At 65.1% G+C, this 23,425-nt stretch carries 20 protein-coding genes; 15 read left to right on the top strand and 5 right to left on the bottom strand.

The window, feature by feature from the left end:
- Positions 1 to 25: 25 nt before the first annotated feature.
- Positions 26 to 1,465, bottom strand: a complete 1,440-nt coding sequence (locus tag ACWMMN_RS36760; RefSeq protein WP_174993669.1) for an MFS transporter — start codon at positions 1,463 to 1,465, stop codon at positions 26 to 28.
- A gap of 106 nt (positions 1,466 to 1,571) precedes the next feature.
- On the opposite strand from ACWMMN_RS36760, the gene soxR reads away from it, so the two are divergent.
- From soxR to ACWMMN_RS36705, 11 genes are all read left to right on the top strand, one after another.
- A complete protein-coding gene (gene soxR / locus ACWMMN_RS36755; protein ID WP_059242269.1) occupies positions 1,572 to 2,045 on the top strand; it encodes a redox-sensitive transcriptional activator SoxR in 474 nt (157 codons plus the stop codon).
- Between the two features lie 793 nt (positions 2,046 to 2,838).
- Entirely contained in the window at positions 2,839 to 3,891 is a 1,053-nt protein-coding gene (locus ACWMMN_RS36750; RefSeq protein WP_059242267.1) for a sugar transferase, read from the top strand.
- A 206-nt stretch (positions 3,892 to 4,097) separates the two neighbouring features.
- A complete protein-coding gene (locus tag ACWMMN_RS36745) occupies positions 4,098 to 5,726 on the top strand; it encodes a polysaccharide biosynthesis/export family protein (protein WP_486424254.1) in 1,629 nt (542 codons plus the stop codon).
- Between the two features lies 1 nt (position 5,727).
- Positions 5,728 to 6,198, top strand: coding sequence for an arsenate reductase/protein-tyrosine-phosphatase family protein (locus ACWMMN_RS36740; RefSeq protein WP_059242265.1), 471 nt, complete (start codon positions 5,728 to 5,730; stop codon positions 6,196 to 6,198).
- On the top strand, positions 6,185 to 8,407 hold the full coding sequence (locus ACWMMN_RS36735) for a GNVR domain-containing protein (protein ID WP_486424253.1): 2,223 nt from the start codon (positions 6,185 to 6,187) through the stop codon (positions 8,405 to 8,407). Before ACWMMN_RS36740 ends, ACWMMN_RS36735 begins: the two co-directional genes overlap by 14 nt.
- 103 nt (positions 8,408 to 8,510) lie before the next feature.
- Positions 8,511 to 9,749, top strand: coding sequence for a glycosyltransferase family 4 protein (locus ACWMMN_RS36730; RefSeq protein ID WP_256087553.1), 1,239 nt, complete (start codon positions 8,511 to 8,513; stop codon positions 9,747 to 9,749).
- Positions 9,740 to 11,128: a hypothetical protein gene (locus ACWMMN_RS36725; RefSeq protein ID WP_486424252.1), complete on the top strand. Its 1,389-nt coding sequence runs from the start codon at positions 9,740 to 9,742 to the stop codon at positions 11,126 to 11,128. The genes ACWMMN_RS36730 and ACWMMN_RS36725 overlap by 10 nt, the downstream gene beginning before the upstream one ends.
- On the top strand, positions 11,125 to 12,414 hold the full coding sequence (locus ACWMMN_RS36720; protein ID WP_342706501.1) for an oligosaccharide flippase family protein: 1,290 nt from the start codon (positions 11,125 to 11,127) through the stop codon (positions 12,412 to 12,414). Before ACWMMN_RS36725 ends, ACWMMN_RS36720 begins: the two co-directional genes overlap by 4 nt.
- A gap of 12 nt (positions 12,415 to 12,426) precedes the next feature.
- Positions 12,427 to 13,362 carry a glycosyltransferase family 2 protein gene (locus ACWMMN_RS36715; protein WP_059242253.1) on the top strand — a complete coding sequence of 312 codons (936 nt, stop codon included), beginning with the start codon at positions 12,427 to 12,429 and terminating at the stop codon, positions 13,360 to 13,362.
- A 100-nt stretch (positions 13,363 to 13,462) separates the two neighbouring features.
- Positions 13,463 to 14,974 (top strand): polysaccharide pyruvyl transferase family protein, encoded by a 1,512-nt coding sequence (locus ACWMMN_RS36710; protein WP_486424251.1) that lies wholly within the window; start codon positions 13,463 to 13,465, stop codon positions 14,972 to 14,974.
- On the top strand, positions 14,971 to 16,215 hold the full coding sequence (locus ACWMMN_RS36705; protein ID WP_486424250.1) for a glycosyltransferase family 4 protein: 1,245 nt from the start codon (positions 14,971 to 14,973) through the stop codon (positions 16,213 to 16,215). Before ACWMMN_RS36710 ends, ACWMMN_RS36705 begins: the two co-directional genes overlap by 4 nt.
- Before the next feature lie 51 nt (positions 16,216 to 16,266).
- Here the strand turns inward: ACWMMN_RS36705 and ACWMMN_RS36700 are convergent, their stop codons facing one another.
- Positions 16,267 to 17,121, bottom strand: a complete 855-nt coding sequence (locus tag ACWMMN_RS36700; protein WP_486424249.1) for a glycoside hydrolase family 16 protein — start codon at positions 17,119 to 17,121, stop codon at positions 16,267 to 16,269.
- A 207-nt stretch (positions 17,122 to 17,328) separates the two neighbouring features.
- Complete coding sequence (locus ACWMMN_RS36695; RefSeq protein WP_256087548.1) at positions 17,329 to 17,595, bottom strand: hypothetical protein; 267 nt, start codon at positions 17,593 to 17,595, stop codon at positions 17,329 to 17,331.
- Between the two features lie 156 nt (positions 17,596 to 17,751).
- Here ACWMMN_RS36695 and ACWMMN_RS36690 point away from each other — a divergent pair, with 156 nt between their 5' ends.
- The 4 genes from ACWMMN_RS36690 to ACWMMN_RS36675 all read left to right on the top strand — a co-directional run bounded on the left by ACWMMN_RS36690 (position 17,752) and on the right by ACWMMN_RS36675 (position 21,600).
- Entirely contained in the window at positions 17,752 to 18,084 is a 333-nt protein-coding gene (locus ACWMMN_RS36690) for an H-NS histone family protein (RefSeq protein WP_059242246.1), read from the top strand.
- Between the two features lie 171 nt (positions 18,085 to 18,255).
- A complete protein-coding gene (locus tag ACWMMN_RS36685) occupies positions 18,256 to 19,113 on the top strand; it encodes an IclR family transcriptional regulator (protein ID WP_059242244.1) in 858 nt (285 codons plus the stop codon).
- A 277-nt stretch (positions 19,114 to 19,390) separates the two neighbouring features.
- Positions 19,391 to 20,110 carry a response regulator transcription factor gene (locus ACWMMN_RS36680; protein ID WP_342706494.1) on the top strand — a complete coding sequence of 240 codons (720 nt, stop codon included), beginning with the start codon at positions 19,391 to 19,393 and terminating at the stop codon, positions 20,108 to 20,110.
- Positions 20,110 to 21,600 carry a HAMP domain-containing sensor histidine kinase gene (locus tag ACWMMN_RS36675; protein WP_059242521.1) on the top strand — a complete coding sequence of 497 codons (1,491 nt, stop codon included), beginning with the start codon at positions 20,110 to 20,112 and terminating at the stop codon, positions 21,598 to 21,600. Before ACWMMN_RS36680 ends, ACWMMN_RS36675 begins: the two co-directional genes overlap by 1 nt.
- 47 nt (positions 21,601 to 21,647) lie before the next feature.
- Here the strand turns inward: ACWMMN_RS36675 and ACWMMN_RS36670 are convergent, their stop codons facing one another.
- Both ACWMMN_RS36670 and ACWMMN_RS36665 read right to left on the bottom strand, forming a co-directional pair.
- A complete protein-coding gene (locus ACWMMN_RS36670; RefSeq protein ID WP_059242242.1) occupies positions 21,648 to 22,748 on the bottom strand; it encodes an AraC family transcriptional regulator in 1,101 nt (366 codons plus the stop codon).
- A 134-nt stretch (positions 22,749 to 22,882) separates the two neighbouring features.
- Positions 22,883 to 23,338, bottom strand: a complete 456-nt coding sequence (locus ACWMMN_RS36665; protein WP_059242240.1) for a carboxymuconolactone decarboxylase family protein — start codon at positions 23,336 to 23,338, stop codon at positions 22,883 to 22,885.
- Between the last annotated feature and the right edge of the window lie 87 nt (positions 23,339 to 23,425).

Below are 23,425 nucleotides of genomic sequence, written 5' to 3'. Positions count from 1 at the left end.
GGAGCGCAGGCGAGCGGCCCGGCCATCACCGGACAGGCACGCGGCGAGCGACGACGGCGGCCAGCAGGGGCGCGGCCGCGAACAGGCCGAACAACCATGCGGCCGCCTGCTGCGCGCCGGCGAGTCCTCCGGGCGTCGAGAAACCGGCGAGATTGGCGACGAGCCCGCCGAGCGCGGCGCCGATCGCGGTCGCATAGAGCTGCACGGTCGTGATCGACGTCGAAGCGAGGTCTTCCTGCCCGGCCGGTGCGTGCGTCAGAATCCGTGTGAGCAGGTGGGGCCAACCCACGCCGATGCCGCCCCCCACCGCCGTGAGCGCGATGCACAGGATGGTCACCCCGGCCCAGGTTCCGGGCGGGTGCTGCTGCGGGGCGACGAACGCGAGTGCGGCGAGCGCCAGCATCACGACCAGCGGCCCGCCGCGCACCAGCGCTTGCGCGGTACGCGCGCGTTGCCCCGAGCTGAAGACCGAGCCGACCGTCCAGCCTGCCGCCATCAGCGCGGTCAGATAGCCGGCGATCAGCGGCGGGTAGCCGTGAATGACCTGCAGGAAATACGGAACGAACACCTCCGTCGTGATCCCGATCACGAGCAGGCTCATGCACGCGTAGATGGCGCCGAGCGGTGTGCGGATGCTGTAGGCACCCGTCGGCAGCAGCCGGATCGTCGCGTCGCGCTCGACGCGCACGATCAGCGCTGCGATCGCAAGGCCCGCGGCGACACCCGCGATGTTCGCGGCGCGCGCCGTCGACAGGCTGGCCACGGACACGACCAGCACCGAGGCGGCAAGCAGCAGAATCCTGCCGAGCGCGAGCCGCGATGCCGGCTGGCCGGACGCCTCGTATGCGGGCAGCCTGACGATCACGATCAGCGCCAGCACGGCGGCAACGGGCAGCAATGCGACGAACGCGAGCCGCCAGGACCCCGTCTCCGCGAAGATTCCGCCGATTGCCGGCCCGCAAAGCGTCGCGACGCCCCACATGCCGGACACCATCGCCATTGCACGCGACCACAGGCGTGCGTCGAACACGACCCGGATCAACGCGTAGCTGAGCGCGAACAGGATCCCGCCGCCGAATCCCTGTGCGGTACGGCCGACGAGCATCCACGGCATGGTCTGCGCGCTCGCGCACGCGAGCGTGCCCGCGCAAAACACGACGAGCGCAATGAGGTAGGCGGCGCGCGGTCCGAAACGTCCGAGCACGTTGGCAGACAGCGGCGCGCCGACGATCGATGCAGCCATGAACAGCGTCGTATTCCACGCGTAGTATTCGAGCCCGCCGATATCCCGAACGACCGACGGCAGGATGGTCGTTGCGATGTAGATGTTGATCGCATGCAGCGCGACACCGCCGGCCAGCGCCAGCGACCGCATGCCGTTCGCGCCCGACAGCAGCGCACGCCAGCCCGCGGTCGACGGCGCGGCCGATGCAGGCGGCGCGTTCGTGACGTCGTCGATACTCATGTCTTCTCCGATGCGTGATCGCCTGTCCTGGCGACCGGATGCTTGAAAGGGTCATCGGTATCCGTTATAAAACCTCAACCATTGTTGAGGTCAACAGGCGGGGATCATGAAAATCGATATGCAGGTGCCGTTGTCCGTCGGTGAGGTCGCGCGGCGCAGCGGTATTGCCGTGTCGTCGATCCACTTCTACGAAGCCAAGGGATTGATTCACGGCTGGCGTAGCGACGGCAACCAGCGTCGTTATGCGCGCGACGTGCTGCGACGGGTCGCGGTCATCAAGGTTGCGCAGCGCGCGGGCATTCCGCTCGACCGGATCAAGGCCGCGCTGGACGAGCTGCCGTCCGGCAAGGCGCCGAGCGCGGCGGACTGGCGGCGGCTGTCGACAGGATGGCGCGACCTGTTGAACGAACGGATCCGGAAGCTTACCCAGTTGCGCGACCAGATGGACGGGTGCATCGGCTGCGGATGCCTGTCGATGAAGGATTGCCCGTTGAGGAACCCGGGCGATGCATTGAGCGAGCGCGGGCAGGGGGCCGTGCTGCTCGAGGACGAGCCGGGGCGCAAGCGCAGGTCGACGTGACGCGGACTGTCATGTGGACGTGACGATCGATTTCATCCCACCGACGCTGACGCGGGATGCGGATGCGCGCAGCACAAGTCTCCACGACGGTCGTCATATAACGGCGATTCGATTTCAGGCTGAAACCGGAAATGCACGGTCGTTTCCTTTTGTTCACCGGTGAACCGGGAATCCAGATTCGATGCATAAAAATAATTAGAAGAATTCCGGTGGCACTCAGATATTCCCTTCATTCATCTACGCGCGACACGTCGAATCGAATTGCCCGTGTTATTTCCATCGTGTGCGCGTTACGGCGTGCCGTTACGTAACGGGCGACACGATGATCGAGTCGCAAACGTTTTCCAATTGGAATTCGAATTAATCAGACGTTTTGAACAAAAATCATAGGTCATTGTTTTATTGGAATTTTTCTGCACTGCAGCAAGAAAATTCGGAACAGTGGCACGGATTGTGCATTAAACGATGCGTGCCGCAGTAACGAATACCAAGACGATAGACCAAACATGAATCGAAACCACATTCCGAAATCCGGACGCGACGCGGGGGCGAAGCGGTCGAATCCGGACATTCGCACCATTGATCGCTCCGGCAGGCCAATCGATTCAGGCCTGTCCGGGGGCGACGTCATCCTTGCCGCAACGGAACGTACCAGCAGGTTCCAGCAGAGCCGATCTGCCGGCATGCGGGCGTAAGCGTAGCCATTTCTCGATTCGAATAATCCAGTCAGGTCATAAAATTAGTATTGCGAAATAAATAATTAATCGATATTTCGTACATGTCGGGGTAAATGATGGACGGGTTCTTCTTGCGCGTGATCGACGGTGCGTTGATCGTGGTCGGCGCCTTTGGCGCATTGCATTTCGGGTTTCCGGCGGACGGTCTGTCGCACGCCGGATTCGATGGCCTGCTCGTGGCTTTCGCGGTTGCGCTCGCGTTGTCCGTGTTTCCGGCATGCGGGCTGTATCGCGGCACTCGCGAACGCTCGGCGGTCAACCTGATGAGTCGAGCGATTGTCGCCTGGCTTATCGTGCAGGCCGGCGGATATGCATTGCTCTTCGTACTGCACCGATTGCATCTGGTGCGCGGACTATGGTTCGTCTACTGGACGATTACCAGCGGGCTCGGGATGCTGCTGGCCCGCACGCTCGCGCTCGCGGTACTGAAGCTGGTCGTGCGTTTCGGCCGGCGCGCGCGCAGTGTGGCGGCACAAGGGCCGGTGGTGGCTTCTCGAATGATGCGGCTCGTGTTCAAGCGCGTTTTCGATCTCGCGCTTTCGATTCCGCTTCTTTTTATTCTGGCTCCATTATTCGTAATACTAATTATCGTGGTGAAGCGTGATGGCGGTCCGGCAATCTTCGGTCACGTACGTGTCGGCCGTGACGGAACGCGTTTCCGGTGCCTGAAATTCCGCACGATGGTCGTCAATTCCGAAGAAGTGTTGCGCGACACGCTCGCCCGCGATCCGGAAGCGCGCGCGGAATGGATGAGGGATTTCAAGCTGAAGAACGACGTGCGCATCACGCCGGTCGGGCATTTCCTGCGACGGACCAGCCTCGACGAATTGCCCCAGTTGTGGAATGTGCTGCGCGGTGAAATGAGTCTCGTGGGCCCGCGCCCCATCGTCGACCAGGAACTCGCGCGCTATGGCAGCGACGCGCACTACTACCTCATGAGCACGCCTGGCATTACCGGGCTATGGCAAGTGAGCGGACGCAGCAATGTCGACTATGCGCAGCGCGTATCGCTCGACGTGTCGTACGTGAAGCAATGGTCGCCCCTGCTCGACTTCGGCATCTTGCTGCGAACCGTCAAGGTCGTGATGCGACGGGAGGGGGCGTACTGACGGCGGCATGTCGTGCGGAGTCGATGTCGCGAGGCCGGCCCGCGACGCGGTGGCGTCACGGCGAAGTGGGGGCGGGATTCGCGTAAGCCGAAGATGCCGACCAGCCGTCGTACTGGTACGGGTCGCCAGCCGTGCTGCTTGCTGCGCCGCTGCTCCGGTCGCGGTAACGGGCAAGGTGCTGGCGACGTGTCGGCGGCGCGTGATGCTTGCCCGTCGTACCCGACAGCTTCGGTGCGGCGGGTCTGGCTGACGATGCGGCGTCGCTTGCCGCGCTTGCCGCGCTGGCCGGAACCGGAAGCATCGCCTCGGTCTGCGTGATGCGGGCGGCGTGGGGCGCGCGTTTGGCTGCAGAGGTGGATGCAGGGAACTGTGCAAGGGCGGTGACGCTGAGCGAAATGCTCGTTGCAACAGCAAGCAGGTGCGGGATTTTCATGAAATGGCAAGAAGCGGGATCGTTTCGGGGTGAGTGCGGATATGCCAGGGCGTGCGGTTGCTTTGCGATGCGCGTGATTGACAGAAGACGGTGGAGGATCGATTCGACCCGCCATCCAACATATAGGCCAAAAAGGATGATTGACCCTCTGATCGGTGTTCGAACGATAGCACTGTCCGTCGTATCGAAGGAAGCGCGAAACGTACGCAGCCGGGTTGCACGATGCGGCGGAATCTTGTCGGTCGCACTCGCGCTGACGTGGCTCGGTGGCTGCGCGTTTGCGCCTGGCATGACTTTTCGCGGCGGGTGTCCGGCCGACGTCTCCGCGGATCCGTCGGGGGCCTGTGGCCGTGCGATGCATGCGGCGTCACTTGCGGCTACGACGGGCGGCACCGCAACCGAAGATGCACCGCCCGCCGGTGCGCTCGTCGAGATCGATGCAGCGCTGATCGACCAGACGCGAGCGCAGGCCGGGCCGTCGATCCCGAAGGATGTGCTTTCGCTGTTCCAGCAGGCGCGACCGTACACGCTCGGGCCCGGCGATGTCCTCAGCATCGTCGTGTGGGATCACCCGGAACTGAACATGCCCGTCGTCGCGACATCGAACGGCATCGATACGACCGGCTCGAACGCGATCGTTTCCGGCTATACGGTCGACACCAACGGGGTGGTGCAATTCGCGTATGTCGGCCCCGTCAAGGTCGGCGGGCTCACGGAGTTGCAGGCGCGCGACATGCTTGCGCGTCACCTGGCGCGTTATATCCGGGATCCGCAGGTGACCTTGCGGATTCAGGCGTATCGCAGCCGACGCATCTATCTCGACGGTGAAGTTCGCATTCCCGGCCTTCAGGTGATGAACGACCTGCCGATGACGTTGCCCGAAGCGATCAATCGCGCAGGGGGATTCACGTCGAACGGCGATCGCGCGCGCGTCGCGGTCACGCGCGGAGAGGCGACCGTGACCGTGAACCTGCCGCGCATGATCGAGCAGGGACTCAACCCCGACCGGATCCTGCTGCAAAGCGGCGATCTCGTCCGCGTCTATCCCGTGAGCGACAGCAAGGTGTTCGTGCTCGGCGAGGTCGGGCACACGATGACGGCGACGTTCAACAACGGCCGCCTGACGCTGAATGATGCGCTCGGCTATGCGGGCGGCGTCAGTCCGTATTCGGGCGATGCGAGCCAGGTCTATGTCGTGCGTAGCCGGCGCGGCGGGACGCCGACGGTCTTTCACCTGAATGCGACATCGCCGGCAGCGATGGCGCTCGCGAACGATTTCGACCTGATGCCGGACGACGTGGTCTTCGTCGATGCGTCGTCGCTGGTGCGCTGGAGCCGCGTGGTGGGAATGTTCCTGCCTAGCGCGCAGACGCTCGCGACCGGCCGCAATATCGCGTTCTGACATGGACCGTCTGCTCCTGGTTTGCACTGCGAACGTGTGCCGAAGCCCGATGGCGGAGGCGCTGTTTCGACGCGTGCTGGAGGGTGTGCATGTGATGTCGGCCGGCGTCGACGCGATGCCCGGAATGGGCGCCGATCCGGCGGCGATCGCCGTCATGCAGCGCATCGGCCTCGACCTCGGCCAGCATCGCTCGCAACTGCTGGCACGCTGGATGATCGAGTCGTCCGCTCTTGTGCTGACGATGAGCGAGCGTCAGCGCCAGGTCATCGTACACCGCTACCCGTCCGTCTCCGAACGCGTCTGCCGTCTGCTGCCGGACGGGGATGTGGCGGATCCCTATCGGCTCGACAGTGCGGCATACGCGGCGACGGTCGATCGATTGACGACGGGCGTCAGGCACTGGTCCGGCCTGCTGGCCGGTGTCACCCGTCACACCCAAACATTGCAGGAAACGACCCATGAACCATCTTGATGCGCCGGTGCATTACGCGGAACCGGAAGACGGGCCGCCCGGGACGGTCGCGAGTTATCTCGACGCGCTTTACGACAACCGGCGGCTGATCGCGTTCGTCACGGGATTGATGCTGTTGATCGGCACGACCTATGCGTTTCTCGGGGTGCCGGTCTATCGGGCCGATATCCTGGTGCAGGTCGAAGAAAACACGAATTCGGCAAAGAGCATGCTCGGCGACATTTCGTCGATGTTCGACGTCAAGACCCAGGCATCGTCGGAAATCGAGGTGCTGAGGTCGCGTCTGGTGGCGAGCAAGGTGGTCGACACCTTGTCGCTGGCCATCGACGCGCATCCGCGCTACTTGCCGCTGATCGGGTCATTGCTGTCCCGGCACGCGACACGTGTGTCGGATCCGCTGCCGTTCGGCTATGTGACCGGCACCGAGCGCATCTCGGTTGCCCAGTTCGACGTGCCCGACAAGCGCTATGGCGAAACGTTCGTCATGGCGCTGCAGCCGGGCAACACGTACCGTCTGTCGGGCCCGGATGTCGACGCGGGCGGCACGATCGGCGTACCGCTGAAGGTGGTCACGCCGGACGGCCCGCTCTCGCTGCTGGTCACGTCGGTCCGCGGCAAGCCGGGCGCCACGTTCGTGCTGCGCCGGTATTCGACATTGTCGACGATCGAGGATCTCCGGCAGAGCCTGAACATTGCGGAGAAAGGCAAGCAATCGGACGTGATCGGCGTCACGCTGGATGGGTCCGACCCGGTGAAGACGGCGATGATCCTCAACACGCTGGGTAGCGAATATGTTCACCAGAACGAGCGGCGCAAATCCGAGGAAGCCGAGCGATCGATCAGCTTCCTCAATGCACAGTTGCCAGAGTTGAGGAGCCAGCTCGAGCTCTCCGAAAATCGCTTCAACGCGTATCGCGCCAAGCACGGAACGTTGAATCTCGATGAGGAAGCGACTGCGCTGCTGCAGCGCTCGGTCGATGCGCAGTCACGCCTGACCACGCTGAAGCAGAAACGCGACGAACTGATGGCGCGCTTCACGCCGGAACATCCGGCCATCCGTGCGCTCGATGCGCAGCTCGATACGGCCCAGGCGGAAATTGGGGGTATCGAGCAACGTACGCGTGCGTTGCCGCCCGTCGAGCAGGACGTGTTGCGATTGCAACGTGACGTACAGGTCGGAACCGAGCTGTATACGAACCTGCTCAACACGCAGGAGCAACTGCGTCTCGTCAAGGCAGGGAAGGTCGGCAACGTGCGGCTGGTCGACACGGCGGCGGTTCCCGAGGAGCCGGTCAGGCCGAAGCGCTTGCTCGTGATCGTCGGGTCGGCAGTCTTCGGGTTGCTGATCGGCGCGACGGTTGCGTTCAGCCGCCGCCGCATGTTCGACTCGATCGACGACCCGATCGAGGTGGAGCACGTCTGCGGCGTACCCGTGTATGCGACGGTGCCGTATAGCCGCCAGGAAGCGTCGCTGACGCGTTTGCGTCGTGTCGCGAATACGCCGTCACGGGAGCTGATTCTCGCCCACAACGCGATGATGGACCCGGCACTCGAGAGCCTGCGCAGCTTCCGGACCGCACTCGAATTCGCGATGACCGACGTGCCGAACCGGATGGTGTTCATCACCGGCCCGACGTCTTCCGTCGGGAAATCCTTCATCTCGCTGAATTTCGCTGCCGTGCTGGGCTCGGCCGGAAAGCGCGTGCTGCTGGTCGATGCCGACCTGCGTCGAAGCGGACTCCAGCGGACGGTTCCCGTCGGTCCGGGAGCCGGGCTCGTCGAGCTGTTGCAGGGCACGCATCGCGTCGAAGACGTATTGCACCGCGAGATCCTGAAAGGCGTCGATTTCATCGCGACGGGCAGCGTGCAGATCAATGCGAGCGACGCGCTGTTCGATTCGGATCTGCGCACGATTCTGTCCGAACTGGGGGCGACCTACGACGTGATCGTGTGCGACGGCCCGCCGATTCTTGCGGTTCCGGACGCCGCGCAACTGGCCGGCCACGCTGGCGTGACGTTCCTGGTGGTGCGTCAGGGGGTGACGAAACACGGCGAGATCAAGGAATCGATCCGGCGGCTGCGTCACGTGGGCGTGTCCCCGCACGGATTGATCTTCAACGGGCTCAGCGTACGGCCGGGACGCTACGCGTACGGCTACGGGCGCTATCGCCACAATCGCGACAGTCACGCGTACTACGGCAAGGCATGACGGATGTCGGCATGGAACAGGCGACCGGCCGACATGACGGGCGGCCACGGACAACCATCGGGCGAGGATCTGCATGAACGATACAACTTCAATGTGTGACGCCATGACGCGTTCGCAGGCTGACGCGCGGCACACCGATAACGAGACGGGGCGGCATTTCAGTCGCGTCGCCGTCGTGCACGACTGGCTGACGACCTATGCGGGCGCCGAGAAAGTCCTCGCCGAGATCCTCAACATCTGGCCGCAGGCGGACCTGTTCACGGTGGTCGATTTCCTGCCGGACAGCGAGCGCGAGAAGCTGCTCGGCAAGGTCGCCACCACGTCGTTCATCCAGCGGCTGCCGCGCGCACGCTCGGCCTATCGTGCGTACTTGCCGTTGATGCCGTTCGCGATCGAGCAGCTCGACCTGTCCGGCTACGACCTGGTGATTTCATCGAGCCATGCCGTCGCGAAGGGAGTCATTACCGGGCCGGATCAGCTGCACATGAGCTACGTGCACTCTCCGATACGCTATGCGTGGGATCTGCAACATCGTTACCTGAACGAGTCGGGCCTGTCGACGGGGTTGAAAGGCTGGATCGCGCGCGCGATGCTCCACTACATTCGCATCTGGGATCAGCGTACCGCGCACGGCGTCGATGCGTTCGTGGCGAACTCCGGCTTCATCGCGAGACGCATCCGCAAGGTGTACGGCTACGATGCGGCGGTCGTCTATCCGCCTGTCGATATCGGGCGATTTTCGCTGGTCACGCAGAAGGAAGACTTCTATCTGACGGCGTCGCGCATGGTGCCGTACAAATGCATGCCGCTCATCGTCGAGGCGTTCGCCCGCATGCCGGAACGGCGCCTCGTCGTGATCGGCGACGGGCCGGATTTCGAGCGCGTCAAGGCCGCCGCCACGCCGAACGTCACGCTGCTGGGCTATCAGCCGGATGCGGTACTCGTCGACTACATGCAGCGGGCGAAGGCGTTCGTATTCGCCGCCGAAGAGGATTTCGGCATCACGCCGGTCGAGGCGCAGGCGTGCGGAACGCCGGTCATCGCTTACGGGCGCGGCGGCGCGCTCGAGACGGTGATCGCATCCGGGGATGCGCGCACACGCACGGGGTTGTTCTTCGAACGGCAGGCAAGCGCGGACATCGTCAACGCGGTGATGCGCTTCGACGCGGCAGGCGGATTCGATCCACGGGTGTGCCGCGCCAATGCGCAGCGATTCACGGTCGAGCGATTTCGCGACGGCCTGCTGGAGGTGATGGCCAGCGCGCTGCGCAACCGCGCATCTGCCGCCGGGGCGCGCGACACGGCCGGCGGCTCGGCGAGGGGCGAACCATCGTGGAGCTGAGCCTGTTCGGCGTGATCGTCATTGCGCTCGGCATCCTGACGTTCGTGCTGCCTTATCGGTGGGCGGTCTACGTGATGGTGGCCAGCACGCTGTTCGGGGCGACCGAGGCGGTTGCATTCGGCGGGCTGGGCGTGTTGCCGGCCAGCCTGATGATGCCGCTGTTCGTCGCACGCGCGCTGTTCCTCGAAGATTCGCGCGCGATCCGCAGCAGCCTTCGAGTCGGCTCGCCCGGGTTCTGGCTGCTGGTGCTGACCGGCTACGCGTGCATGACGGCTGTCGTGTTTCCGCGCATGCTGGCCGACACCACGTCGGTTTATTCCATCGATCGTTCCAACATCGGCACGACGCAACTCATGCTGCAGCCGCTCGGCCCCGTGTCCGGAAACCTGAGCCAGTCCGCATACCTGATCGGTGAATGCCTGCTCTATTTGGCCGCCTCGATGGTGATGCGGCGACGCGACGCCAGCCGGGCCGTGGCGGACGCGTTCCTGTTCCTGACCGCGTTGAATGCGATCGCCGCGGCGGCCGATCTGTTCGGCAGCGCTGCGGGCGTCAGTCTGCTGGATCCGCTGAAGACCGCGCAGTACTCGATCCTGGACGGCGCGGAGGTCGGAGGCATGCGGCGGATCAGCGGGACTTTCTCCGAGGCATCGGCATTTGCCGGCTTCTCGCTGCCGCTCTTTGCGTTCACCGCGAATCTTTGGCTGCTCGGCTATCGGCGGAGCCTGTCGGGATTGCTTGCGCTGTTGACGGCCGGTTTCGTGCTGCTGTCGACGTCGAGTACCGGGTACGTGGGGCTGTCGATCTATCTCGCCGTCTTCATGGCCAGTCGCTCCGGCGCGATCGCCCGTCACAGCCAGGCAAGGAAGTTCCGGATGCTGGCGGTGGCGTGCGTGGCGGTCGCGCTGATCGCGTGCGTACTGGTCGCAATCGATTCGCCGATCGTGACGGCCGTGTCCGAGGTAATCAACCGGACGTTGACGAGCAAGATGAGCAGCGATTCGGGCGTCGAGCGCAGCGCGTGGAACATGCAGTCGCTGATCAACTTCGTCGATACGTTCGGATTGGGTGCCGGCCTGGGCAGCGCGAGGGCATCGAGCTTCGTCGCGGTGACGCTCGGCAATCTCGGGCTGCTGGGCGCGATGCTGTTCGGACTGTTCCTTTACCGCACCGTGCGCGTACGCGTGCGGCCTGCTACGTGGGCATCGGACCGGATCGTCAGTTTCGCAGCCGTTCAAGCGCTGGCCGCGGCGCTGATCGGCGCGACGCTGTCCGGCACGGTGTTCGACCTCGGGCCGTGCGTCTATCTGTTTGCGGCGGCGGCGTTCGGGGCACTGAACGTCAGGCGCGCATCGAACCGGGAGCCGAGGGCGACATGAACACCACCTCGTCTCGCACGGAATTGCTGGCGGTGTATGTGGCCTACATGTTCCGCTATCTGTACCCGTTGTTCATGCTCCCGTATTACGGGCGCGCGCTCGGCCCGAGCGGTTATGGCCTGGTGCTGGCGGGCGCCTCGCTGTCGAATTCGCTGTGGCTGTTCGTGAGCTACGGCTTTCCGACCGTCGGCGCGCGCGATACCGTGCATGCCGCAGGCAGCACCGAGCGGGCCGAGATTCTGCGCACCCACGTGATCGCCCGACAACTGCTGTGCGTGCCGGCCATCGTCGCCGGCACGATCGCGATCGGCGCGTCGCTGGCGTTTCGCCAGCACTGGTCGAGCGGGCCGGTCGTCATCGCCATGGGCCTGGTCTCGGCATTCAACGTCGGGTGGTATCTCGTCAGCACCGGCCGCGCGATCGCGAGCGTCCGGATCGAAGTCGTCGGCTTCGCGATTTCGTTGTCGCTGATCGTCGGCTTCGTGCATCACCCGTCCGATGTCGAGCGAGTATTTCCGTTGCTGCTGACGTCGAGCGTCGTCCAGCTCGGGCTCGCGTACTGGCTGATCCGCCGAGAGTTCGCCGGCGCCGTCGCGAGCCTGAAGCGCGCAGTGGACCTGATCCGCCGGTCGACGGTCATTTTCGTCTATGGCGGCACATCGGTCTTGCTGGCGGGCGCGTCGACGTACCTGTTGTCGACCATGGCGCATGCCTCCGAGGTCAGCGCGTTCGGTGTCGCCGAGCGGCTCGTCGCGGCGGGATTGAGCGTGATGTCGCCGGCCGCGCAGATCCTCGTGCCAAAGCTGACCAGCCTGGTCGGCAGCGATCCGTCGCGCGCGAATCGTCTGATGCGGCGGGTGTTCGTGTGGTTCTTTTCCGGAGCGGCGCTTGCGGCAGTCGCGACTGTCCTGCTGTCGGAGCGGCTCATTCCGCTCGCGCTCGGTGCCGGCTTCGAGCGCTGTGTGCCGGTGCTGAATCTCATGGTGTTCGTGCTTCCCGTCAGCGTATGCACGCAGGTGCTCGGCGCCTATTTCCTGATTCCGCGCAAGCTCGAACGTCTGCTTGCGCAAGCAGGCGTGCTGGGCGCGGTCGTGAGTCTGGCATGTGCGATTCCGCTTGCGAGCCAATGGGGGGCGCTCGGGATGGCAGGTGCACGCCTCGTCGGAGAGTTGACGATGCTGGGGGCGCTGGCAGCCGGTCTGTGGCGCGCGAAGCTGATGACGGAAATCTTCGGTATCGACGGCGTTCCCGCCACGAGTGTCAACGACAACAGAATTCGCCAGTAACGAGGGTATGTGATGACTCATGAATGGGAAGTTCGCGAGAGCGGACCCGTGAACGTGCATGACCGTGCGACATCGGGCGCTCCGCGCGTTTGTGCCGGCATTGCGACGCGCGGCCGGCCCGCCGAGCTGGCGAACATCGTTGCCTGCCTGCGTACGCAAACGCTCAGGCCGACGTCGATCATCGTCGCGTGTACGGGGCCGGACGATGTTGGCGCGCTTGCCGAAGCCGATGACCTGTCCATCGTGTTCGTCAAGCCTGGCTTGACGCGTCAGCGCAATGCGATCCTCGACAGGGTGCCGGCGGATACGGACTATGTCGCGTTCTTCGACGACGATTTCGTCCCGCAAACGGACTGGCTGTGCGTGGTTGCCGACGCATTCGAGCGCGACCCGATGCTCGCATGCGTGACGGGGCACGTCGTTGCGGACGGCATTCTCGGCCCCGGGCTCACGATTGACGACGCGAAGCGGGCACTGGCTGCCGTCCGGGACGACACGCAGCGATGGACCCAGGACGGCTACAGTCCTTACGGCTGCAACATGGCGTTCCGCGCGTCGGCGGTTGCCGCGTTGCGTTTCGACGAGCGGCTCGTGTTGTACGGCTGGCTGGAGGATCTCGACTTCGGTGCACGGGTCGCCCAGCGCCACGGCCGGCTCGTGAAACTCGGCAGTGCGGTGGGTGTGCATCTCGGCGTGAAGCGCGGCCGCGTGTCCGGACGCCGGCTCGGTTACTCGCAAGTCATGAACCCGGTCTACATGATGGCCAAGGGGACGTTGTCACGTCACGATGCGTGCCGCCAGATCGTGCGCAACTTCGCTGCCAACATGGCGAAATCGATCGCACCGGAAGCCTATATCGATCGACGCGGCCGGCTGGCCGGAAACCTGATCGCATTCGTCGACGTGTTGCGCGGACGCCGGACGCCGGAACGTGCGGAACTGCTATGAGCGGCGGAACGGCATCGGGCGCAAGCACGGACTCGTTGGCGCAGGTATCGCTGCTTCGGCTTGGCAAACCTTTAATATTTGTTACGGTATGCGAAGCATAATGGAATTGGAAGGTATAGTGAAAGCGTATCGTCACCTGAGCGCGACGGCAGATATCCGACGCAAACGTCGGTTTCGCATCCGTGAATGTGCAGGGCGAAGCTGCCGCTCGCATGCCTTTCCGCCATCGTGCCGCTCATTTTCACGCGGTAACGTCCAGCGAGTCTGGAAAAAGTCCTGCGACACAACAATGCCTCCCGATCATCCCACCATGCAGAACCGCGTTCGCCACGGGGCGCCTGGCGCCGACGAAATGCCGCATGCGCCGCGCGTCGCGCTCGTCAACGTGAAGTACAGCCCGAATCTCGGCGACGGCATGCTGTCCGAATGTCTCGAGGCGGAACTCGCGGCGGCGTTGCCGGGCATCGAGATTCGCGTGATCGATCTCGCGGGTCGAACCGACTACGCATGCGGCGCAACCTCCCGAAAATCGGTGTTGACGCTGATGCACCACAGCCCGCGTGTCGTGCGTCATGCGATCGTGCACTCGGTGCTCGGGTACAAGTTGCACACGGAACTGCGTCCGCGCTGGCGTTCGGTGTTGCGCGGCGTCGACGCCGTTGTTGTCGGCGGTGGCAATCTGTTGAGCGATGCGGATCTGAACTTCCCGATGAAGCTCGATGCCGCGATGGCGGAAGTCCGTGATCTCGGTTTGCCGGCCGCCGTCTTCGGTGTCGGCGTATCCGGTGACTGGACGTCGCGTGGCGAGCTGCTGTTCCGGCGCGCGCTCGGCGGGGTTTCGCTGTTTCATGCGTCGGTGCGCGAGCGACGCTCGGCCGAGATCTGGCGGGCGCGCTTGTGCGGTGCCGGGATTCGCGCGGCGCAGGTCGTGCACGATCCCGGTCACCTGGTGTCGCGGCATGTCGCGCGATCCCGCACGCCGGATAACGCCGTCACCACGATAGGGCTGGGGATTACCCATCCGATCGCGCTCAAGTACCACGGCGGCAGTCTTCGCGTATCGGCAGCGGCGCAAGCCGAATGGTATCGCGCGCTCGTGCGTGCCGGTAGCGCATATGGCTGGCGTTTCGTCGTGTTCGCCAATGGCAGTCCCGAAGACGAGGCTTACATCGACGAACTGCGCCCGATCCTCGCGGAGGCTGCCGGGCCCGGCCGGATCACTTTCGCGCCTCGTGCGGCGACGCCGGCCGACCTCGCGCGACTGATTTCATCGTTCGACTTGTTGATGGCGCACCGGCTTCACGCGAACATCGCCGCATTCTCGTATGCGGTCCCGCAGATCGGGTTCGCGTGGGACGTCAAGCTCGAATCGTTTCTGTCGGGTGTCGGGCGCGGGCACTGCCTTTGTACGGTCGGTGTCGATTCGATCGACGCCGTCGTCGGGCTCGCTGCCCGGCAGCTCGGTGAGGGCATCGATGCGCATGTGCATCGCGTCGTGCTCGACGACGCGTGCGCACACGTGGCCGAACTCGCCGCTGCGCTGCGGGGCGCGGTGGCGGGAGCGCGGCAACCTGACGGCCGCGCGCCGGTGGCGGGAGCGTCGCTCGCATGAATACAACTCTTCCGCAACGGCTGGTGATCGTCAACGACGTGTCGGTCGCCAATGGGGGCGCGACGGCGCTGGCGTTGCTCGAACTGCGCCTGATGCGAAAACGCGGCGTCGAAGTGACGTACGTCACCGGCGACGACGGCGCCAATCCGGAGTTCGACGCGCTCGGTATCGAGGTCGTCTGCCTGAGAGGCATCGGGTTGCTGCAGGCGGGGGCGGCCGCGTTGGGGCGTGGCGTGTACAACCCGGACACGGTTAGAACGCTCAATGCGTGGATCACGCGTCACGACACGCCGGGTACGGTTTATCACGTGCACGGCTGGAGCCAGATCCTGTCGCCGTCCTTGTTCGCGGCGCTGCGTCGCGTACGCGAGCGGACCGTGATTACGGCGCACGACTTTTTCCTCGTGTGCCCGAACGGCGCATTTGCCGACTACCGTGCCGGCACCGTCTGTACGCGCGTTCCGCTCGGCGCGGCCTGCGTGACGCGCGATTGCGACAAGCGACACTACGCGCACAAGGTGTGGCGTACGGTCAGGCAGGCCGTTCAATCGCACACGCTTCACTTCGATTCCGCCGGGCCTCGCGTCCTGATGATTCACCACTCGATGCGCGAACCGCTCGAGCGCGGCGGCATTCCCGTCGGTTGCTTGCAAACCGTACCCAACCCGGTGACGCCGTGGAGCACCGAGCGCATCGCCGCAGAACACAACGACACGTTCGTGTTCGTCGGCCGGCTGGCATCGGAGAAGGGGCCGGACCTTGCCGCGCGCGCGGCGCGGCGCGCAGGTGCGCGGCTCGTCATCATCGGAGACGGGCCGATGATGCCCGCGTTGCGCGCCGCGTATCCGGAAGTAACGTTTTGCGGCCATCTCGCACCGAGCGAGGTGGCGCAACGTGTGCAATCCGCACGCGCGTTGCTGATGCCCTCGCGCTATCCGGAGCCGTACGGCCTCGTGGCCGCGGAAGCGATGTGGAGCGGATTGCCGGTCGTTGTCGCGCAGTCCGCGTTGCTGGCAGGCGATATCGTTGCGTGCGGCGCCGGCGACGTGTGCGATCCCGCCGACGAGGCGGCATTCGCCGGTGCGATTGCCCGCATTGCGCACGATGACGATGCGACGCGACGGATGAGCATCGCCGCCCACTCGGCGACCCGCCACATGGGGCTGTCACCGGATGCGTGGGTCGAACGTCTGCTCGAAGTCTTCGCGGCGTGCACGGTGCTGGAGCCGCAATCGGCCTAGTTCACGGCCAGCCGGGGGCGGCGCGGGTGGCGGCCCCGAGCCGGGGCGCGATCAGTGTTCCTTCGGCCGCGCACAGCGGCTCGATTTGCCCGCTTCGTCGAGCGCATAGAGCCGCACCCATTTGACGGCGAGCGTCGACGGGTCGGGCGTTTGGTCGATCGGATAACCCGAGCCCAGCGCAAGATTGACGAGCGGATAGAGCGGTGTATCGAGTTCGGCTGGCGTCGCCTGCTCCCAGACGGGGCGGCGATCGAGGTAGTACGTGATCTTGTCTGGCAGCACGCGGACCCCGTAGTCGTGGTACCCGTTGACGAGCGAGTCGGCCGGAACGGGACTGCGATGCGTGACATGGCGCGACTGATTCTGGTTCGCGCCGCGGTACCACACATGAAGCGACGAGGAATACCGATCGGTTGCGTGCCCGTAGTATTCGACGACATCGATTTCGACACGCGGCGCCGGGTCGGCGACGGGTTTGAGGCTCATCAACCAGAATGCCGGCCACGTGCCGGGGCCGGGCGGCATCTTCATGCGTGCTTCGAAGTATCCGTAGCGCACGCCGCGGCCGTTGCCGGACGCGTCTGCCGCGGCAATCAGGCCGGAATGCCAGCGCCCCTGCGGCGTGCGGCTCGCCGTGATGTGCAATTCGCCGTTGACCACGCTGAACGGCCCTTGAGGCCCCGGATCGGAGAACGCGGCATCACCGAAGTCGCCATTCCACGGTGTGTGCGCGATCCATTGTGCGTCGCCCAGGATACGGGGCGACACGCGGAACGCGCTGAAATTCTCGTTGAATACCGGCACGAACTCGCAAAGATTGAGTGGAGCGGATTCTGCGCCGTTGGCCGGTGCGACCGTTGTAGCGGCCAGGAGGGCGACGATGGCGGGAAGGATCGGTGAGGACATGTGGTGGGGCGTCTGGGCAATGGATGGGGTGAGTGGCCCGAAGCGAATTCGCCGTGCTGTGTTCGGCCCGCGTCAGGGTGGGATGATGCGCGATTGCACGCAAGACAGCAACATCTGATTCGCATGACTAAGCATTTACTCGATCGAACGTTCTCGACGGATGGCGTGCCGATGTCCCGTTCGTCACGTGTGCGTTACGACGTGCCGTTACGTAACGGCACGTCGCTGCGGGCAGAACGCAAACGTTTTACCGCAGGAGCCGGTTTTATTCAGATATTTTGAGCGACAGATAAAAGTCATTGGTTTGCCGACGTTTTTATGCGGCGCTGCAACCGAATGCTTGGAGATGGCACGAATCATGCGTTGAACGGTATGTGCCGCGTAAATTGATGCCGTAAATTCAGCACCATCGTGAATCGCCAGCGCTGCTCGAGATCGTGGTTCGATGGCGGGCAGCGCGAGTTCGAGACTCACGTTGGCGGCTTGTCCCGTATGACGCGTATGGGTCGGGACGTTGCGCCCTGTTCTCGGGATCGGGTGCCGCGAGATGGGTCATGCAGTCACGGAAATACCGAATCGCTCACGCGCAGCCGAAAGGCCGCCAATTGACTTAATCTCGGAATGGATCGAATGAAGAGTCCTACGATTCGCGAGCTTCAAAAGCAGCTCGGTCACTTGAATCTGATTGTCGAAGAAGCCAGGCAGAAGGAGAAGAAAGTCAAACTCGAGGAGATTGCCGAGCACGTCAAGCTGTTCGACATCACGGAAATCGAGTTGTTGCGGGCGGCGGGTTTCATCAAGGCCAATCGACAAAAGGCTTCGGCAAAGTACTACGACCCGGACACCGGTCGATCGTGGTCGGGAAAAGGTGCACGCCCCAGGTGGCTTGTCGGCAAGAACCTGGATGACTATCTGATTCGGGACACACCGCAGCCATGGTGGCCGGAAAAACAGGCTTGTTGAGCTGTTCTCGCGAATTCGGCATGTGCTCGTCGGAACGGTTGTCGCATGTCGACGCACATTGTCTCGCCAGATGCTCGTCGGTTCATGACGCGGCAGACGCGTTTTCTTGCCGTCCCGCCGGGCCACGGAACCGGTGATCCTGGCATTGCTTGACGACCGGAATTTCAGCTCATGCAGAATCCAGAAATTGACGCGGCGGATCTCGTCGATACGGGACCTGAGAAAAAGGCAAGATATCGCGCCCCGGCGCTCGAGAAGGGCCTTGATATTCTCGAGCTGCTCATCGATCGCGAGTACGGCATGGCGCAGGCGGACATCTGCCGCGCGTTGAAGCGCAGCCGAAGCGAGCTGTACCGGATGATGCAGGTGCTCGAGGATCGTGGTTACATCTACCGGGTGGATCGGTACGACCGGTACGCGCTGACCATGAAGCTCTACTTTCTCGGGCAGCATCATGCGCCGACACGATCGCTGGGCGCGCTCGTCACCCCGCTGTTGCAGCAGTTCGCATTGCAGATGGTCCAGTCGTGCTATCTGACGGTATTCGACGGCGACACGATGATCGTCATCGCAACGGCCGGCAGCGAAACAGAATGGAACATCGCGGTCCGTGTCGGGACACGCGTGTCGATGCACGGCAGCGCTGCTGGCGAGATGTACCGGGCCTTTCAGGACGAAGACGTGCGGACCCGGCTGTCGCGGGCCGATGGGCACGATATCGAGTCGCGGAATCCGGCGCTCGGCGACGAAGCGTTGCCCGCGCATCTGGTCGACGGCTATCTCTGCCGCCCCAATGAGCGAATTCCCGGCATCACCGATATCGCGACGCCGATCGTGGACAAGTCGGGTTCGGCCATCGCGATCCTCGCTTGCCCGTACCTTGCGCAGTCGGGCGAAGCGGGCGCGCTGTCGGTCACGCAGATCGGCGCGGCGTTGCATGAAACGGCCCGGCGGATCTCCGCGACGGTCGATCAACGGTTCATGCAATCGGCCGTCGATCTGCCCGCGCGAGGTGCGGCACGCACGTAGGACGGGGGCGATTCCACGATCGTCGCGTGGCGACGTCCGCTGCTTGGCGGGCGCTTCAGGATACCGGGGAAATTTCAGGGGCCAGAACGGTAATCGTTGCGGGTACTGGCTTGCAATGCGAGCGTGATCCAAAGATAAACGAAATGTGATCACTTCCCGCCGCAAAATTTTGCACAATGACGGCAGCGCAGCTTTCCGCCGCGATTCGACCCGGGCCATCGATCGCCCGCCGACAACCGTTATCGAACCCGGCTTCGACGTGCCGCCCCCCACCGCCATGGACCAACCGAAACGCATCCTGATCGTCGAGGACGACGCCGACATCGCCGACGTGCTGAGCCTGCACCTGCGTGACGAGCGCTATGAAGTCGTGCACAGCGCGGACGGCGCCGAAGGGCTGCGCCTGCTCGAACAGGGCGGCTGGGACGCGCTGATCCTCGACCTGATGCTGCCGGGCGTCGACGGCCTCGAAATCTGCCGGCGCGCCCGCGCGATGACGCGCTACACGCCGATCATCATCACGAGCGCGCGGTCGAGCGAGGTGCACCGGATCCTCGGCCTCGAGCTCGGCGCCGACGACTACCTGGCGAAGCCGTTCTCGGTGCTCGAACTCGTCGCGCGCGTGAAGGCGCTGTTGCGGCGGGTCGACGCGCTCGCGCGCGATTCGCGGATCGACGCCGGCACGCTCGACGTCGCGGGGCTCGCAATCGACCCGATCGCACGGGAGGCGAGCGTCGACGGTGCGCGCATCGACCTCACGCCGCGCGAATTCGACCTGCTGTATTTCTTCGCGCGGCATCCGGGCAAGGTGTTCTCGCGGATGGACCTGCTCAATGCGGTGTGGGGCTACCAGCACGAAGGCTACGAACACACGGTCAATACCCACATCAACCGGCTGCGCGCGAAGATCGAGGCCGATCCGGCCGATCCGGTGCGAATCCTCACCGTGTGGGGCCGCGGCTACAAGCTCGCCGCGCCGGGCCAGCGGGACGCATGATGAAGCTCACGCTCACCCAGCGGCTGTCGCTCGTGTTTTCGGTCCTGCTGCTCGCGTGCTCGGGCGCGTCCGCGTGGCTGCAGATCCGCGCGAACGACATGCGCGAGAAGGAAGTCGTGCAGGCGTTGTCGCGTGACCTGGCCGCGAACATCGCCAACAGCGCGCCGCTGATGGACGCGAACGGGCTGCGCCCCGATGCCGTGCGTACGCTGTTCAGCCAGCTGATGGGCGTGAACCCGAGCGTCGAGGTGTACCTGCTCGACAACGCGGGGCGTATCCAGGGCGACGATGCGCCGCCCGGCCACGTGAAGCGCGACCGTATCGATCTTGCGCCCGTGCAGCGCTTCATCGCGGGCCAGCCGCTGCCGATTCTCGGCGACGATCCGCGCAGCCCGGACGCGCGCAAGGTGTTCAGCGCCGCGCCGCTGCAGCGCGCGGGGCAGCCGCCGTCGGGCTACATCTACGTGGTGCTGCTCGGCGAAGCGCACGACCGCCTGGCCGCACGCGTCGACGCCGGCAACGTGCTGCGCACCACGCTGTGGTCGATGGCGCTCGTCGCGCTGCTCGGCCTGCTCGCAGGCCTTGTTGCGTTCAGCTTCATCACGCGCCCGCTGCGCCGGCTGACGGACGCGATGCGTGGCTTCGACGCGAACGGCGCGCCCGACACGCAGCCGCCGGTGCCGCGCTCGCCGGCCCGCCGCGGCGACGACATCGTGGTGCTCGAATCCGCGTTCGCGCAGATGGCCGACCGGATCGGCGACCAGTGGCGCGCGCTGACACATCAGGACCAGCAGCGGCGCGAACTGATCACGAACATCTCGCACGACCTGCGCACGCCGCTCACATCGCTGCACGGCTACCTGGAGACGCTGTCGTTGAAGGCCGACACGCTCGCCGAACCCGAGCGGCGGCGCTACCTGTCGATCGCGCTCGCGCAGAGCGCGAAGGTCGGCCGGCTCGCGCAGGCGCTGTTCGAGCTCGCACGGCTTGAATCGGGCGGCGTGCAGGCCGAGCGCGAGCCGTTCTCGCTCGTCGATCTCGTGCAGGACGTGTTCCAGAAGTTCGAGCTGACCGCGCAGGCGCGCGGCGTCGCGCTGCATGCGCGAATTCCGCCGCGCGTGCCGGTCGTGTCGGCCGATCTCGGGATGATCGAGCGCGTGCTGACCAACCTGCTCGACAACGCGCTGCGGCACACGCCGCCACACGGCGAAATCGAGGTCGCGCTGGAGCCGCAGGGCGACCGCGTGGTCGTGACCGTCGCGGATACCGGCGAAGGGATCCCGGCTGCGCGGCGCGAAGGGCTGTTCCAGCGGCCGCAGCGGCCGATGAGCGGCGGCACGGTGACAAGCGGCGGGCTCGGCCTACTGATCGTGCACCGGATGCTTGCGCTCAACGGCAGCGGGATCCGGCTCGTCGACCGGGCCGGGCGCGGCGCGGTGTTCGAGTTTGCGCTGGCGGTTGCGTCGCTGCCGGGCGGCGACGCACGCTGACCGCCGCCGTCGTCGGCGGCGGCATCCGCCGCGCTTACCCGCCGCGCTTACCCGCCGCGCTTGCGCCGCACGTCGCTCGGCGTCGTGCCGGTCCAGCGCTTGAACGCGTGGCGGAAGCCGACCGCATCGCTGAAGCCGAGCGTCAGCGCGATGTCCTCGGTGCTGAGCGTGGTCGTGCTGAGGTAGTCGAGCGCGAGCGCCTTGCGCACGCTCGTCAGCAGTTCGCTGTACGACGTGCCTTCGGCTTCGAGCTTGCGGCGCAGCGTGCGCGAGGTCATGCACAGGATGTCCGCGATCGCGTCGATGTCGGGAAACTGCCCGGGCGTGCGCGTGAGTTCCTGGTACACGCGCCGCGTGACGCCGGCCTGGCTGCGCAATTCCTCGAGCAGGCTCGCGCAGTGCGACGACACCTGTGCGACGGTGATCGGATTGGCGAGCTGCGGCGCGCGCGTGAGCCACGCGGCCGGATAGCTGAGCACATGATGCGGCTGGTCGAACGCGATCGGGCATTCGAGCGCATCGGCCAGCGATGCCGCGTGCGGCGGCTCCGGCTGCGCGAACTGCGCACGTGCCGGCACGCACCATGCACCCATCACGTCCTTGATGATCGTCACGTGCAACGCGAACTGCATGTCGATCAGGAAACGGTACAGCGGCTCGTCGAGATCGGGCAGCCCGACCTCGTGCCGGTCCGGAAACAGCCACGAAGCGGTGTCGCCCTGTTCGACCCAGCGGATCGCGAGCATGCCGTTCGCGAGCCGGTGGTACTTGACGGCCGAATCGAACGCGTGCGCGAGCGATTCCGAGCACAGCATCGCGTAGCCGTACATCCCGTAGCTCGACGCGTGCAGCCGGCGGCCGACGCGCACGCCGAGATCGGTGCCGTCGTACCGGCCGATCGCACGGCGCGCGGCCGTCAGGAACTGCAGCGGCGACGTGAGCGTGAACGGATCGGCGACGTCGGCCGGCGTGAGGCCGGTGCCGTCGAGCACCGTGGCCGGGTCGAGGCCGGCCTGTGCCGCCACGTCGAGCAGCACGGCCAGCTTGGCCGGCGTGAAGCGCTGCTCGCGCAGCGCGTGGGCGGGGGCGGCGTCCGGCAGGCGGGCTGCGCGGGCGGCCGTCGGGTTCAAGAGCGCACTGCGCGGCATGACGGGATCCTGCGTCCGAATCGATATCGTTTACGGCACGCAATTCTGCGCGGGAACGATCCCATGCGCTACAGGGTTCACCCTGATACGCGCGCCGGTGCCACCCGGCGCACCCGGCCCGGCCTCGACCGGCGTCAACCGGCCTGGAACACGCCGGCCTGCCACGCGAAGGGCTTGGCGAGCCGGTTCCACGTGTTGATCTGCGCGACGATCAGCGTGAGCGTCGCCAGTTCGTCGCGATCGAAGTGCTCGCGTGTCGCGGCGACGAGCGCGTCGTCGATCGCGTGCTCGCTGATCAGCGTGAGCGCTTCGGCCCAGCGCAGCGCCGCCTGTTCCTTCGGGCTGTAGAGGCCGGGGGTCTCGTGCCATACGGGCAGCAGGTTGTAGCGCAGCGGATCTTCGCCTGCGTGGATGCCTTCCTTAATGTGACGGTCGAGACAATACGCGCAGCCGTTCAGTTGCGACACGCGTGCACGCACCAGCTCGACGAGCCTGAAATCGTGTCCGGTGTGGTTCGCGTATTCCTCGACGTTGAGCACGACGTCGAGCAGCCGGGCGGGGAGTTGTCCAAACGAGATGCGTTCTGGCATGGCGACTGACCTCTTGATGGAGCGGGATAGGTTCGCGGGTTGGATGTGTCGTGTCTGTTGCTCCGGCGCGGCACGTTGCCGCGATCG

The organism is Burkholderia cepacia complex sp. TUM26381, assembly GCF_057439935.1.
This window is presented reverse-complemented; position numbering and strand designations above follow the sequence as displayed.